This is a genomic window from Fluctibacter corallii (assembly GCF_025751585.1).
GTDB lineage: Bacteria > Pseudomonadota > Gammaproteobacteria > Enterobacterales > Alteromonadaceae > Fluctibacter_A > Fluctibacter_A corallii.
In genome coordinates, this window is record NZ_JAOWKX010000002.1 from 397,541 (window position 1) to 410,716 (window position 13,176).

Here is a 13,176-nt window from a genome sequence, read left to right on the forward strand (position 1 = left end):
ACTCGGTTTGTAGTCAAACAGGCGAAGGTTCTGCGTAATTGTTTTCGATGAGGTCTCTTGTAAAAGGACGAACGAGAGGGAAGTATTACTTTCTCTAACATCAGCTAACGTGCTGGAACACGTTAACCACAATACAACAATAATAAAAAAATTCGTTAGCTTCTTGAGCATAGAGTAGTGAGTTAAATGACCGCTTGTTAATTTGAAAGAGTCATCATCATGCCTTCAAAATACTGTTTGTACAAATCGTGAAAAGCAAGATGCTGTGGATGTAAACTAAACACAGTTAATGTGCTTTTTATTCAAGTAGTATAACAGCTTACGCTCCGAGTTCTAACTGGCCGTTGAAACGGAACCTCACCGAATATGAATTCTAAAAGAATGTCCTATTAAAGAATAGAAACTATCAAATTATTAAAACTGTATAGGTATACAGTGTTGTTGTATTTCGGTATTATTGTGTAAAGCACCGCTTTGTAAAAGATATTCTTCATGGTGGTGATGAATGGATCGAATTTCATGGACAGTCTTCAACGGTGTAGACCTTAGGCGGCTTCGGTAATGTAGAAGACAACTACCTTCATTTTTCTGATGCGTCAATACGAGCAAAGGCAATGCGCTCCTATGATCCAGATTCAAAAGCTTGGTCTATTTGGTGGCTGGATGGACGTAATCCAAGCGTGCTAGATACACCGGTCGTTGGTAAGTTTGTTGATGGAATTGGCTGCTTCTATGGGAATAAAACCTTGAATGGGCACCCAATCAAAATCAGGTTTATCTGGAATGCCACTCACCCAACGAGGCCGACTTGGGAGCAAGCTTTCTCAAAAGACGATGGTATAACATGGGAAGTTAACTGGGAAATGACGTTTACCCCTAAACATCCTTAACGCAAACGTTAATATCTTAGTGCCAACAGTTGTTTGTGGAGTAGATCATATCTGAACTTACCGTTTAAATGGACAGATGTGGAAGCCTACTAACAAGCAGCTAGGGGCATTGAGCAAATCTTCAGCAGACTTTTAACGCGATCTACCGAAGATTAAAAAGCTACTGGAAGCGTAATTACGTCAGGTAGTGTTAGCTATACCACAATATTGCAGTCCCACTGCCACTGTCCTCTATGCGCCACAACAGCGTTTAAACTTCTTTGTACTTCCGCAAATGCAAGCATCGTTTCTGCTGGGTTTGAACGCGCCGTTATCTGCTAAGAACTCACCATCGATATATCGCCACTTACCATTTTCAACAATAAAACGTGACTTTTCGTGCAATTTAAAAAATTCGTTTGCGTGTTTGTACACGGCTAAAAAGGTGACATACCCTTCGTTTTCACATGTTAACGTGTCTTCTATGCGTAGTGAAATCCATTGGGTTTCCTCTTCACCTTCCGACAGTGCGCTGGCGGTTAGTCCAACTTTTTTTTCGGTAGCGTAGGTGTCTAATACATAATCAAACTTACCCGTCACGTAAGCACTGTAGCGAGAACGCATTAACGCCTCTGGTGTGGGAGCTTGACCACTTTCATTATGAAAAGGTAGACAACACTGGCTGTATTCTAAGCCACTACAACAAGGACAAAGCATTCAAAACGACCTACGTGAGTTATTGACAAGGGCCCAGTATACCAAGTATTGCGATACTGTACTAAAGGTGAGTGGCCATAGAAATCAATTCAGCCATGGGCCTTTTACAACATTATTTCTTGTAACCTGAGACGTGACCACGTTCACAACTATAACGTTATACGCTTCACATAAAGACTGGATACGTTTCTTTTCGACATCATTCAATGCCAAATTTTCAACAAGCAAAACACCGCACTCTTGCGCCGTGATAATACGTGTTAGCCAAGATGAAACCATGTGAGAAGCAGGCTTTTGTAAATGCATTATGTGTTTACCAGACTTATGGCAGGTCATCGAGTCAGACAGCACGTATAACCATTTGTTTTCTGAAATGCACTTGTCTACTAGCGCGTCGTAGTTGTCGTGCACTGACATTACGTCGCGTTTACCTGAATTCGCCATTGAAGGGATTGCATATACACTCGCCATGATTTTCTCCATACAGTACAAATATACAGTGTATGGATATACAGTAGTTTTAAACTCGACGTTTTGCAAGCACTTTTTGTTGATTATTTCACCTTGTTCAATGGTCTCATTAAGGTTTTCTTGCGTAAGCCAAGGAGTATAACGGCGAGAATTAAAAATACCGACGCTTGAATGCCAACGGATTTCAACGACCACAAGTAGTGAAGAATAGTGAGAGGGAGGCATAGATAAACCCAATTGTGGAGACGTTGCCACTGTCTTCCCATGCGTCTTCTAACCGCGTGAAACGAAGTAACCGCTAGTGCTATGAGAATAACCAATGCTACAAATCCAACGCTGATGAAAGGGCGGCTAACGAGTTCTTCTAACACTAATGCCCAATCGAATTGAATTTCAAAGGCGACAAATACAAGAAAGTGAAGAAGTGCAAATATACATGACCACACCCCCAATAGCCGTCTAAACTGCATAAAAATCGGTGCGTGACCAAATTTAACAATCGGCGTGATGGTTAACGTGATAATTAGAAGCTTCAAGCTTGAAAGCCCTGTTAAGTGTAATAGGTGCTCGACCGGATCACTAAATACGGTGCCATCGATTGCCCAGTAAAAGTTGATAGCGATAAGAATTATTAAACTGGTGTGAATGGTCAGTTTACTTATTTTGACTAGGGTTTTCATGGCGAACAATTCAATCACTCTTCTAGGTGGCATTACATTTGTCAAAAGTATATGAGGTGGTGATTGGCGCATTAGAAGAATGCGCGCAAATCCATGTCTTTATACAAATGGCTTACGTCATCGGCATAACCATTGAAGGGCAATGTGGGAATGCGATTGCGCTCGAAAAGCCCACCACCCGTTAATCGTCTTTCACTGGCTTGACTCCAGCGAGGATGATCGACTTCAGGATTCACGTTGGCGTAAAAACCATACTCTTGAGGAGCAAGAAGGTTCCACGTTGTCGGAGGTTGCTTATCCGTTAGGGTAATTTTTACCACGGATTTTATACTTTTGAATCCGTACTTCCATGGGACGACCAAGCGAATAGGGGCGCCGTTTTGTGGAGGTAGGGTTTTTCCATATAAGCCAACTGACATCAGTGTTAATGGGTGCATGGCCTCATCTAAGCGCAGTCCTTCTATATAGGGGTAGTCAATGCCGCCGCCGACAAACCGGTTCTTTTGCCCGGGCATTTGTTTAGGATCGTACAAAGTTTGAAAGGCAACATATTTTGCACTGCTAAGTGGTTTTGCATCACGAATCAATTTGGATAGAGAAAATCCTAACCAAGGGATGACCATTGACCAGGCTTCGACGCAGCGTAAGCGATAGATGCGCTCTTCGAGTGTGTAACGATTAAAGAGCATGTCGTAATCTAGCGTAAGAGGAGACTCCACTAAACCGTCAATTGTTAGCGCCCATGGCTCAGTGACAAAGGATTGGGCGTTTTCGGCCGGATCACGCTTGCTTGTACCGAACTCGTAAAAATTATTGTGGGTGGATACTTTGGAGAACGGCGTTAGCTTCTCGTCGGTAGACATTCTCGCATTCTTCTCAAACGGTAACTCCCTCAACGCTACGGCCTTGTTTTTATCTATTTTGTCAAACCAACCTAACGCGGCGGCATTAGAGACCGGAAATGCACTGGTTGCGCCGAGGATTCCCATGCCGGCTAAAATTTGTCTACGTGAGTAGTATACCTTCTCGTCGGTGATATCACTCTCTTTAAGCGTGTAGCGTTTAGCGCGTTTGATCAACATAGTCATAACCCCCCAATTATTACGTCTTTTACGAATAGAGCGGCAAAGTTGATTAAAAATTTCTTTTTATTGGCAAAACGTGTGATTTGCTGTAAAAACTTTAGTGTTTATATTAAGTTAACGATAGGGATATCAATGAAACCAGTATGGCAACTGTGCCTTTTTATCATATCTTTCGGGCTGAGCTTATTTAGCTGTTTAACCTTGTTTAGTTTGGTAGTAACCATAAGTTATGCAGACGTGTCAGACACCCATTCAGGCGGGTATGTGATTGGCAAAATGTTGCTGATTATTATGTCGGGATTATTAGGATTAAAAGGCTTAGCGGTAGTTCGACGCGGTCGAAAAAGAAGAGCTCACTAACATAGTAAGCTCAATGGTTGTTGGTTATTGATGATGAGTTATCGCGACAAACTGATCATATTTTGATACTTCAATGCCTAAGTAGTTGGCAATCAAAGTCTTATTATTGTTAATGACACGTACTAATTCTCTTGATTGCTCAAGTGACAGTTTCTCCTTTTTATCAAGCACAGCCATTGCATTTCGGTAATCTGGGGAGTCAGATAATGATACCAGTCCATTAATCGACACATTGCCCGCAGCAAACTCTCTATATCTTTGAGTCGCGTCGATATAATGACTGACTTCCATGCCTATCTCTGTTGCCAAACGTGCAGTCTGTTCATATTCTGCGCTCGACAATGGGGGCGCGCTTGGACTTTGCAGCTGTGAAGATGCGGCGCTGATGCCTGAAGCTGATATTAGCGCAAAAAAGATGGCCGCATGTGTCGCTGATAGATTTAACATTTTTCATCCTTTGATTTTGTTAATGTGCATACGATAACGTATTAACGTATGTGTTCAGAGTAGCACGATTTTTGTGTAAGGGTAAATATCTAACCCTGAGCTGTTTTGCGATTCGCCTAGCGTTCGAAAAATTAAAGCTGTCCCGTTTCGGTGGCATAGTCTGATACGGGAAGAAAAAGGGTATTAAAAAGTTTGGCTGCGTAACCGTCAGTCATACCTGAAATGTAGTCTGCAATAACCCGATAACCTTGATCTCGTTCGCTTGCTTTTTCCCATCTTACTCGCGTTGATTCAGGCAGGAGTCTTGCAGGATCAGATGCAAACGCATCAAACAGATCAATAACAATCTTTTGTCCCTTGAACTCAATTCGTTGAATATCTGGATGACGAATAACGCGTGTTAACACAAACTGTTTGAATACGTTAAGCGCCTGATGATAGGCGTCGGGCAGTGTCGCATTGTATTTGAGTAAATTAGCTTCAAATGCAGAATCAGCCATGCCCACTTCAATCGCTGTGATAAATGCGTTGACTAGCGCCCCAATTCCTTCTTTGCGCTGGTGGTGTTCACAAAATAGCTGTACGCCAATTTGCTCTATATTATCGGCCAGCCAACAACGTTCAATGTGTTTTACGGGCTTTACTACCTCTTCAAAAAATTGAGCTCTGGTAATTAGCCCGGTAACGATGGCATCTTCCATATCATGGATGCCATAAGCAATGTCGTCGGCTAACTCCATAACTGAGCAATCAAAAGATTTAAAACGCGTTTTACTGTGTCTGTTTGGGAAGGTGTCGTAAGACAATAGGTATTGCTTGTCAGACTCGCTAAGGGGAGCCAGTAGCCAATCAAATAGCTCGCTATCGCATTCATATAAACCTTTGGGTGGGCACCAAGTTCCGGCATGAATAAAGCGACTGTTTGTTTCTGAGGTATATAACGAATCGTTCGTAAGCGAATTGATAGTATTTGGATATTTAACGAGTCCTAGCACGGTTCTGCGTGATAGGTTCATACCATACTCTAATGTATAGGGTTCAAGTCGGGTGACAATTCTAAACGTTTGTGCGTTGCCCTCAAACCCCCCGTGATTCACCATTTTATGATGTAGCGCTATTTCACCGCCATGACCAAAAGGGGGATGCCCAATGTCGTGTGCTAAGCAAAGCGCTTCGATGAGGTTTTCGTCTAATGCTACGTCTTCAGCGGTTTGAGGAAATTTACTGGCTATCTGCGCGGCGATACCTTGCCCAATTTGAGAGGCTTCTAGCGAATGTGTTAAGCGTGTTCGATGAAAATCACTGAGCCCTACACCGAGAACTTGTGTTTTCGCTTGAAGTCGACGAAATGCAGCTGAATGAAGAATACGCGCCTTATCTCGCTGAAACGGCGTGCGATGATCGCCGTCGCGCCTAACTGGCGTTTGTTGTTTTCTTTCTAGCCACAATGGATTCATTTTTGTATAGCCCTCAATGGTTTAATGGCGTTTAATTGGGTAAAAATGTTACTATCGGATACATGCATTGGCAAATAGTGTGCGAGTTGATAAGAATACGCTGTCAGATTATTGATGTCACCTGAACAAACGTAGGGCGCTTTTGTCACGGTGAAAAGATACCGCCTGTTTAGAATGAAAATAAATGGAATGTAAATTATATGGAGATACTTCACGCGTTCGGTCTCACTCCGATTCAATTAACTATTCTTGCATGTGCGGTGATCACCACAGGTATATCGAAGTCAGGATTTGCTGGCGGGTTAGGCGTGCTAACCATACCCATGTTGTCGCTTGTTATGAGCCCGATACTCGCGGTGTCATTAATGTTGCCAGTATTATTAGTTATGGACGTGTTAAGTATTCGTGTTTGGAGAAATCAATTCGATTCTCAGTTGCTTTACATACTCATTCCGGCGGGAATTATCGGCGTAATATTGGGCTATTTAACCTTTTCGTTTATCTCTGAAAATGCGTTAAAAGTGGTGCTAGGCGGGTTTACTTTAGCATTTGCTATAAACGGTTTATTTGCCAAAAGAGTAAAATCAATGCCTCTAGTCAGCGGGGGATATGGGTGTGGAATATTGAGTGGGTTTACCAGCTTTATTGCCCATGCAGGCGGCCCACCGTTAAATTTCTTTCTATTGTCTTTAGGGTTAACTAAACAGACTTATTTAGCAACTGCGGTCATGTATTACGCGGTTATTAACCTATCGAAAGTGCCAGCATATATTCAGTTAGGGCAATTTTCATTTAATCACGTGGTCATCGCCTTGTGCTTTATTCCATTGTCATTTGTCGGTGTGAAGTTGGGTGTGTGGATGCAAAGTAGGTTAAATGAAACATTGTTTTTTCGCGTTATCTATATACTGCTTATCGTATTGGGCATTGTATTGTTATCTTCAGGTTTATCGTGACGCGCCGCGCGCAGACCCTAATTAGGGTAGCGTAAATCAAACCGCGACGCATTGGCATCAATGCAGCGGATAAATTCTGCGAGTTTTCTGGGTTTGTTGTAGCCTTGGCGATAAACCAGCGAAATAGGAAGCCCCTCGTTAAACCAACCTGGCAATAAAATGGCGAGTTCACCGCGTCGAACATGCTCTCTTACCGTGAGCCAAGGAAGTTGCCCAATTCCTACACCTGACTTAATCATTTCAATTAGCGCAACAAAATCGTCACATTGAAAACTGTTGTTCATTGGAACCTGCGTAGTCTGGCGTTGATGTTTCAGCGTCCAATGGTGTTTGGAGGCTGCAAACATCTGTACGGCTCGATGCTGTGATAAGTCTTCAGGCTCAGTGATTGTGGGGTGATTTGCAATATAGTCAGGTGAAGCGACAATGACGCGGTTTGCTTGTCCAAGCGGCTTCACTATTAAGTTATCATTTTGGTGTGAGCCCATACGAAAGGCAAGATCGACCCCTTCTTTAAATAAGTCTTCGTATGAATACGACAACCTTAACGATACAGACACATCGGGCCATTGGTTCATAAACTCTGGTAGCAAATTGGACGAAATAAACCTGCCCAAAGCCGGTGGTGCAGCGAGACGCAAATGACCTGCGACATGATCTTGCATCGTTCGTATGTCATTAACCAAATGCGATGCGTCTTCAAGCAACACCGTTGCACGTTGATAGAGTAGGTGGCCCACCTCTGTTAGCCTGACCACGCGTGATGTGCGTTCAAATACCGGCGTGCCTAATACGTCTTCTAACTTGAGGATCTCTTTACTGAGCTTTGACTTAGCCATGCCCAGTTGTTCACTGGCTCGCGTAAAATTTAAGTGCTCAGCGGTGACAACGAAATAGCGTAGGGAAGATAACTCTATTGTTTCTATATCCATAACGATATGTTTCATAAATGTATATTGTTCTGAATATGCTAATGATTAATACTTTTTTCAAGGTGTGACTTCAATGCTATTGCGTTGGTGTTGCAATGAATCATATTGGGAGAAATAGTAAAATGATTAAAGCCTATGCCGCGATGTCTCAAGGCGGAAAACTCGAAGCATTCGAATACGATCCAGGCCCGTTACATGCTGATGAAGTGGAAATTGATGTTGAGTCTTGTGGTATCTGCCATAGTGACTTAAGCATGCTTGATAATGAATGGGGAATGACAGAATATCCATTTGTACCAGGGCATGAGGTCGTGGGTATCATTAAGCAGGTAGGTAAAAACGTGACCCAACTTGAAGTGGGTCAGCGAGTGGGATTAGGCTGGCACGCGGGGTACTGCTCTACTTGCCATACCTGTCAGTCTGGTGACCATAATCTATGTTCTAGTGCTTCAATGACCATCGCGGGGCGTCATGGTGGATTCGCTGAACAGGTACGTGCACAAGCCGATGCCGTCGTAGCCATTCCTGATGGTGTTAATCCAGAGTCGGCTGGTCCCTTGTTTTGTGGTGGTATTACTGTATTCAATCCGTTGGTTCAATTTGACATCAAACCAACGTCTAAAGTGGGAGTGATAGGAATAGGAGGGCTTGGCCACCTTGCATTGCAATTTTTAAATGCGTGGGGATGTGAAGTCACTGCGTTTACGTCGAGTGAGCGTAAGGTTGCAGAAGCAAAAGAGATGGGAGCACATCATGTTCTGAACAGCAGTAACCCCGATGAACTTGAGGCTGCGGCAGGTAAATTCGATCTGATCATTTCTACAGTTAATGTAAAACTAGATTGGAATGCGTATGTGCAAACATTGGCGCCTAAAGGGCGTTTGCATTTTGTGGGGGCCACACTTGAGCCTTTAGATTTGGGTGTTTTCCCGCTCATATTGGGGCAACGTTCGGTATCTGGTTCGCCAGTGGGCAGCCCAGCTACTATTAAAACGATGCTTGATTTTACCGCTTTGCACAACATTGAGCCAGTAACGGAATACTTTAGTTTTGATCAGGTGAATGAAGCAATAGATAGGCTACGTTCTGGAAACGCTCATTACCGTATTGTACTAAAGCGCGATTAACGCGATAACAAAAACGTATTATATCACGAGGGCGCGATGCGAAATCGCGCTCTCGGTTTATTTCCTAGCATTAACTATCTTGTTCAGAGAGCTTGTCTACGCTAACAAAGCAGTTATCGTAAAACGTATTAAATAAATATGCTACTTCAGGCATGTTTGTTTTATAACTGGCTAACATGGCTTCGAGCCGTTCTTTTACATGTAAAAATTCGTTATTACCAAATCGAATCTCGTCACACGCTTTTAAGTACGCAGAAATCAAGTCTGCGGCTTTTACCAATTGTTTGTATTCATCGTCGACATTTGTTTGCACCAACAATTCGGAGAATGTCTCTTGCAGGGCCTCGGGCAGAGAATTTAAGCATTCAATCTCTGCCATCTGCTCTAGCTTTTTGAACTCTCGGGTGATTTCTGGGTTGTGGTACTTAGTAACATGATTGATATCTTGTAGCTTGGTTTCAGAGATTTCGTGATACAGCGCCACCGTTGCGACTTTATCGGCATTAATATTGCCGTTGAAATAGGTATTTCTGACGACGGCCAATAAATGCGCAATAACCGCAACTTGATGAGAATGTTCAGCAATGTTCTCTCGCTTCATTGTGTGCATCAGCGCCCAGCGTTTAATCAGAGGCATGCGCATAATCCAAGCTAAAAATGTGCTTTGTTTTTTCATATTAAAACGTCGTACTTTTGAACTAATTTTGCTTGTAGTGGGAGAAAAAACGCTGCATTTTTTCTAGGGCTTCTTCCAGCTCATCTTTGTGAGGGAGAAACACCAGCCTGAAATAACAGCCTTCGTTTAGATTGAATGCACCACCATGCACTAATAATATTTTTTCTCGTCTTAATAGATCTAAGATCATTTGCTGATCATCGGTAATATTAAACTTTTCAGCATCCACTTTGGCGAAGCAATACATGGCTCCCATGGGTGTCACGCAGCTGATACCGTCGATGGCATTTAAGCCCTTGTAGGCAATATCACGTTGTATTTTTAATCGACCATCGTCTGCAATCAGGTCATTGATACTTTGATATCCGCCAAGTGCCGTTTGTATTGCATGCTGACAAGGCACATTGGCACACATGCGCATAGATGCCAGCATATTAAGCCCTTCGATGTAACCTTTGGCTGCGTCTTTGTTTCCCGATACCATCAGCCAGCCAGCGCGAAATCCAGCAACGCGATAGTTTTTTGACAAACCACTTAGAGTAATGCAAAACACATCATCAGCGAGTGAGGCCGTCGAGATATGCTGTGCGCCATCAAATAAAATTTTATCGTAGATTTCATCGCTTAAAACAATTAATTGGTGCTGCCTGGCAATCTCGATGATTTCCTCAAGAAGTGCCTTGCTATAAACCGCACCAGTTGGGTTATTTGGGTTGATGAGTACGATAGCCTTGGTGTTAGGCGTGATCTTTTGCTTGATGTCATCAATATCAGGGAACCAGTCTGACGCTTCGTCACAGCGATAGTGGACCGGTGTTCCTGATGATAAGCTTACCGCAGCAGTCCACAAAGGGTAGTCAGGCGAAGGGATAAGCACTTCATCGCCCGTGTTAAGCATGGCTTGCATCGCCATTGTGATCAGCTCACTGACGCCATTGCCGATAATGATGTCTTCAATAGCGATGTTGTTGACGTTTTTCTGCTGGTAATACTGCATTACCGCCACTCGTGCTGCATAGATGCCACTTGCATCTGTATAACCCTGCGCCGTAGGCAGGTTATGAATTACATCTTTGAGAATATCATCAGGGGCGGCAAAACCAAACGGGGCAGGGTTGCCAATATTGAGCTTAAGAATACGATGGCCTTCGTCTTCCATTTTTTTCGCTTCAGTTAAAATAGGGCCTCGAATGTCGTAACAAACGCCGTGTAATTTGTCTGATTTATTGAATATTCTCATGTGCTTCCTGTCCTTCTGCAAGCCAGACAGATTAATACATCACAGACTGTGTGTTAAGCGAAAAATATACTTGCGTCAGGAAAATAAATTTTTACAAATTGACAACAGACTAGATATGGACTTGTTGTACACTTTTGCGTCAGATTGTGCGTTATACAGGTAGTGAAAATCCGAGGCTCAACGCATAGATACGATTTCTACCATGTATACTTTTTGTATCAAAAGTAGAGTATTCAAGTGAAAGGCTTGAATGTAGATGAGTGAGGAGATGTATATGCCTGCACCGTTAGTATGGCTAGGGCTGGGGTTAGCTTCATTGTATGCGTCAGATTCTCTGACCAAAGCATATCAGCGCACGAAAGGGCGGGTTGTCTATTATCCTGGTGAAAGTGAGTTACCTGTGAAACCTGTTAATGGTGCTGTTGTAACCTGCGGTATTTTTGGCGTTTTTGATCATACAGGCATTTGGTGCGATGACCATATTGTCGAACTTAAAGGCAATGGGCTTATTCGAGGCGTGTCGCCTGAGCGCTTTTTACATGGTCGCAGTGGAGAAAAAATCTACGTTGCCTGCGATCAGGCTGATCAGCCATTAATTGCTCCTGAGGCGTTTCAAAGAGCTTCTGAGCAACTTTTTCAATACTCTCGTTACCATGTACTAGACAATAATTGTCACCGATTTGTTTGGCAGTGTTTATCAGGCCAACGTGAACGGTTAACACGATTTACCGAGTTAAATACCAGAATGTGCCAGCATTTTAGTACACCGATTCATTGGCATGTTGCTAAGTTATAGACCACGCTAGAAAGCAAACCGAACGTCAATCAATTTGATATGAGCTAATCCTATTTTTACAAATACCCGTACAATTTGTGCTTGATTAAAAATTATACTGTGTTAACAATATATTAACAGTTGGTGATTTTTATAGGCCATTGATAAAACGCTGTATCTCAATGGCATTGGAGTAAACCTTACTTATACTCAAATAGGAAGGCTTGCTAAAACTATATGCGGCAGCGGGTAACGATAGGAGTCACTATGTCTCATCATTTCAAAGAAACCCCTCATAATGCTATCACAGAGAGCGGCATCGCCCGTGTTATACCTTGTAAAGAACTTGACGTAGGAGATCCCATCAAGTGGTTGTCTCTTGGATTACGAGATTTAATGAAAGCGCCGATGCTGACGTTATTCTTCGGTGCCATATTTACGGCAATTCCGTGGCTGATAACCTATTTTGTTGCCAAAACTGGATGGCATCTGGTGATTATGCCCTCAATCGTGTGTTTTATGTTGATTGGCCCGTTTCTGGCTGCGGCGCTTTATGACATTAGCTGGGAGATGGAAAAAGGGCACAAACCGACATTACGCCACGCAGTGAAAGCACTTAAGCGCAACGCGGTAAACGAGTGGGGATTTGGGATCATGTTAATGGTACTCATGATTTTCTGGTTACGCATCGCCTCTCTTATTCACGCATTATATCCAGATTATATGGGAAATAACTTTGAAGCCTTACTGCCATTTTTAGTCTTGGGCACGATAGCGGGTGCTGCTTTTACCGCAATCGTATTTTTTATCAGTGCATTTACACAACCTATATTGATGGAGCGAAAAGTCGATTTGGGTACTGCGGTGCTTACTAGCGTCAATGCCGTGTGGGTGAATAAAGTGCCTATGTTTATTTGGGCATGTATTATTTTCTTTAGCGTTGTTGTCGGTTTTATTACTGGCTTTATTGGTTTTCTGTTTTTAATGCCGCTACTGGGTTATGCAACGTGGCATGCATACATAGATACAATAGAGACTAAGCGCGAAAGAACCTACGAATAAAGAGAAACATTATTATGGAAGGGAGCGCAGTTAGGGTGCTTCCTATCCATCCACCTTATTCCTTCTCGTTAATGAGACGTACATTTGTTAACAAACCTTCACAAAAATCAATTTTCTCTGCATTTTTGAAAAATGATGATATATATCATTTTTTGTTGTGCCAAATTAGGATGGCTGTCTCTCTAATGCCATGTAAATGCCTGAAATCAGCAACACACTTTTTTTTTGCCTGAACTAGTATTAACAACCTAATAACATCACATCCAACGTGGTTATCCCATGGCACGCACTGACGTGCTTTTTGGCTTTGAACACGATGGAA

At 42.7% G+C, this 13,176-nt stretch carries 15 protein-coding genes; 6 read left to right on the plus strand and 9 right to left on the minus strand.

Features of this window, described 5'->3' with window-relative positions; translation table 11 throughout:
• Positions 1–614 precede the first annotated feature (614 nt).
• Positions 615–890 carry a hypothetical protein gene (locus OE749_RS05360; RefSeq protein WP_263711319.1) on the plus strand — a complete coding sequence of 92 codons (276 nt, stop codon included), beginning with the start codon at positions 615–617 and terminating at the stop codon, positions 888–890.
• A gap of 231 nt (positions 891–1,121) precedes the next feature.
• On the opposite strand, the gene OE749_RS05365 is transcribed toward OE749_RS05360, so the two are convergent.
• The 4 genes from OE749_RS05365 to msrP form a co-directional block, all read right to left on the minus strand.
• Positions 1,122–1,586, minus strand: coding sequence for a YchJ family protein (locus OE749_RS05365; RefSeq protein ID WP_263711320.1), 465 nt, complete (start codon positions 1,584–1,586; stop codon positions 1,122–1,124).
• An 84-nt stretch (positions 1,587–1,670) separates the two neighbouring features.
• Positions 1,671–2,057: a hypothetical protein gene (locus OE749_RS05370; protein ID WP_263711321.1), complete on the minus strand. Its 387-nt coding sequence runs from the start codon at positions 2,055–2,057 to the stop codon at positions 1,671–1,673.
• Positions 2,058–2,140: 83 nt separating this feature from the next.
• Positions 2,141–2,737, minus strand: coding sequence for a protein-methionine-sulfoxide reductase heme-binding subunit MsrQ (locus tag OE749_RS05375; RefSeq protein ID WP_263711322.1), 597 nt, complete (start codon positions 2,735–2,737; stop codon positions 2,141–2,143).
• Positions 2,738–2,808: 71 nt separating this feature from the next.
• A complete protein-coding gene (msrP, locus tag OE749_RS05380) occupies positions 2,809–3,819 on the minus strand; it encodes a protein-methionine-sulfoxide reductase catalytic subunit MsrP (RefSeq protein ID WP_263711323.1) in 1,011 nt (336 codons plus the stop codon).
• Positions 3,820–3,954: 135 nt separating this feature from the next.
• Between msrP and OE749_RS05385 the strand changes: the two genes are divergently transcribed.
• Complete coding sequence (locus tag OE749_RS05385; RefSeq protein ID WP_263711324.1) at positions 3,955–4,182, plus strand: hypothetical protein; 228 nt, start codon at positions 3,955–3,957, stop codon at positions 4,180–4,182.
• A gap of 24 nt (positions 4,183–4,206) precedes the next feature.
• Here OE749_RS05385 and OE749_RS05390 read toward each other — a convergent pair whose 3' ends face one another.
• Both OE749_RS05390 and OE749_RS05395 read right to left on the minus strand, forming a co-directional pair.
• Positions 4,207–4,629, minus strand: a complete 423-nt coding sequence (locus OE749_RS05390) for a hypothetical protein (RefSeq protein ID WP_263711325.1) — start codon at positions 4,627–4,629, stop codon at positions 4,207–4,209.
• A 131-nt stretch (positions 4,630–4,760) separates the two neighbouring features.
• Complete coding sequence (locus tag OE749_RS05395) at positions 4,761–6,086, minus strand: anti-phage deoxyguanosine triphosphatase (protein WP_263711326.1); 1,326 nt, start codon at positions 6,084–6,086, stop codon at positions 4,761–4,763.
• A gap of 200 nt (positions 6,087–6,286) precedes the next feature.
• Here OE749_RS05395 and OE749_RS05400 point away from each other — a divergent pair, with 200 nt between their 5' ends.
• On the plus strand, positions 6,287–7,042 hold the full coding sequence (locus OE749_RS05400) for a sulfite exporter TauE/SafE family protein (RefSeq protein WP_263711327.1): 756 nt from the start codon (positions 6,287–6,289) through the stop codon (positions 7,040–7,042).
• Between the two features lie 17 nt (positions 7,043–7,059).
• On the opposite strand, the gene OE749_RS05405 is transcribed toward OE749_RS05400, so the two are convergent.
• Positions 7,060–7,974 carry a LysR family transcriptional regulator gene (locus OE749_RS05405; RefSeq protein ID WP_263711328.1) on the minus strand — a complete coding sequence of 305 codons (915 nt, stop codon included), beginning with the start codon at positions 7,972–7,974 and terminating at the stop codon, positions 7,060–7,062.
• 122 nt (positions 7,975–8,096) lie between these two features.
• Here OE749_RS05405 and ahr point away from each other — a divergent pair, with 122 nt between their 5' ends.
• The gene (ahr, locus tag OE749_RS05410; protein WP_263711329.1) at positions 8,097–9,101 is read left to right on the plus strand and encodes an NADPH-dependent aldehyde reductase Ahr; all 1,005 of its coding nucleotides are present in this window, start codon (positions 8,097–8,099) and stop codon (positions 9,099–9,101) included.
• Between the two features lie 70 nt (positions 9,102–9,171).
• On the opposite strand, the gene yfbR is transcribed toward ahr, so the two are convergent.
• Together yfbR and OE749_RS05420 are read right to left on the minus strand one after the other, a co-directional pair.
• The gene (gene yfbR, locus OE749_RS05415; protein WP_263711330.1) at positions 9,172–9,777 is read right to left on the minus strand and encodes a 5'-deoxynucleotidase; all 606 of its coding nucleotides are present in this window, start codon (positions 9,775–9,777) and stop codon (positions 9,172–9,174) included.
• A 22-nt stretch (positions 9,778–9,799) separates the two neighbouring features.
• Entirely contained in the window at positions 9,800–11,017 is a 1,218-nt protein-coding gene (locus OE749_RS05420) for a pyridoxal phosphate-dependent aminotransferase (RefSeq protein ID WP_263711331.1), read from the minus strand.
• A 274-nt stretch (positions 11,018–11,291) separates the two neighbouring features.
• Between OE749_RS05420 and OE749_RS05425 the strand changes: the two genes are divergently transcribed.
• Both OE749_RS05425 and OE749_RS05430 read left to right on the plus strand, forming a co-directional pair.
• Entirely contained in the window at positions 11,292–11,813 is a 522-nt protein-coding gene (locus OE749_RS05425; RefSeq protein ID WP_263711332.1) for a hypothetical protein, read from the plus strand.
• Between the two features lie 246 nt (positions 11,814–12,059).
• Positions 12,060–12,854: a DUF2189 domain-containing protein gene (locus OE749_RS05430; protein WP_263711333.1), complete on the plus strand. Its 795-nt coding sequence runs from the start codon at positions 12,060–12,062 to the stop codon at positions 12,852–12,854.
• The last annotated feature ends 322 nt before the right edge of the window (positions 12,855–13,176 follow it).

Coding starts and splice junctions, on each gene's coding strand:
- OE749_RS05360 (WP_263711319.1), top strand. CDS start 615: ATGCGCTCCTATGATCCAGATTCAAAAGCTTGGTCTATTTGGTGGCTG.
- OE749_RS05365 (WP_263711320.1), bottom strand. CDS start 1,586: ATGCTTTGTCCTTGTTGTAGTGGCTTAGAATACAGCCAGTGTTGTCTA.
- OE749_RS05370 (WP_263711321.1), bottom strand. CDS start 2,057: ATGGCGAGTGTATATGCAATCCCTTCAATGGCGAATTCAGGTAAACGC.
- OE749_RS05375 (WP_263711322.1), bottom strand. CDS start 2,737: ATGAAAACCCTAGTCAAAATAAGTAAACTGACCATTCACACCAGTTTA.
- msrP (WP_263711323.1), bottom strand. CDS start 3,819: ATGTTGATCAAACGCGCTAAACGCTACACGCTTAAAGAGAGTGATATC.
- OE749_RS05385 (WP_263711324.1), top strand. CDS start 3,955: ATGAAACCAGTATGGCAACTGTGCCTTTTTATCATATCTTTCGGGCTG.
- OE749_RS05390 (WP_263711325.1), bottom strand. CDS start 4,629: ATGTTAAATCTATCAGCGACACATGCGGCCATCTTTTTTGCGCTAATA.
- OE749_RS05395 (WP_263711326.1), bottom strand. CDS start 6,086: ATGAATCCATTGTGGCTAGAAAGAAAACAACAAACGCCAGTTAGGCGC.
- OE749_RS05400 (WP_263711327.1), top strand. CDS start 6,287: ATGGAGATACTTCACGCGTTCGGTCTCACTCCGATTCAATTAACTATT.
- OE749_RS05405 (WP_263711328.1), bottom strand. CDS start 7,974: ATGGATATAGAAACAATAGAGTTATCTTCCCTACGCTATTTCGTTGTC.
- ahr (WP_263711329.1), top strand. CDS start 8,097: ATGATTAAAGCCTATGCCGCGATGTCTCAAGGCGGAAAACTCGAAGCA.
- yfbR (WP_263711330.1), bottom strand. CDS start 9,777: ATGAAAAAACAAAGCACATTTTTAGCTTGGATTATGCGCATGCCTCTG.
- OE749_RS05420 (WP_263711331.1), bottom strand. CDS start 11,017: ATGAGAATATTCAATAAATCAGACAAATTACACGGCGTTTGTTACGAC.
- OE749_RS05425 (WP_263711332.1), top strand. CDS start 11,292: ATGCCTGCACCGTTAGTATGGCTAGGGCTGGGGTTAGCTTCATTGTAT.
- OE749_RS05430 (WP_263711333.1), top strand. CDS start 12,060: ATGTCTCATCATTTCAAAGAAACCCCTCATAATGCTATCACAGAGAGC.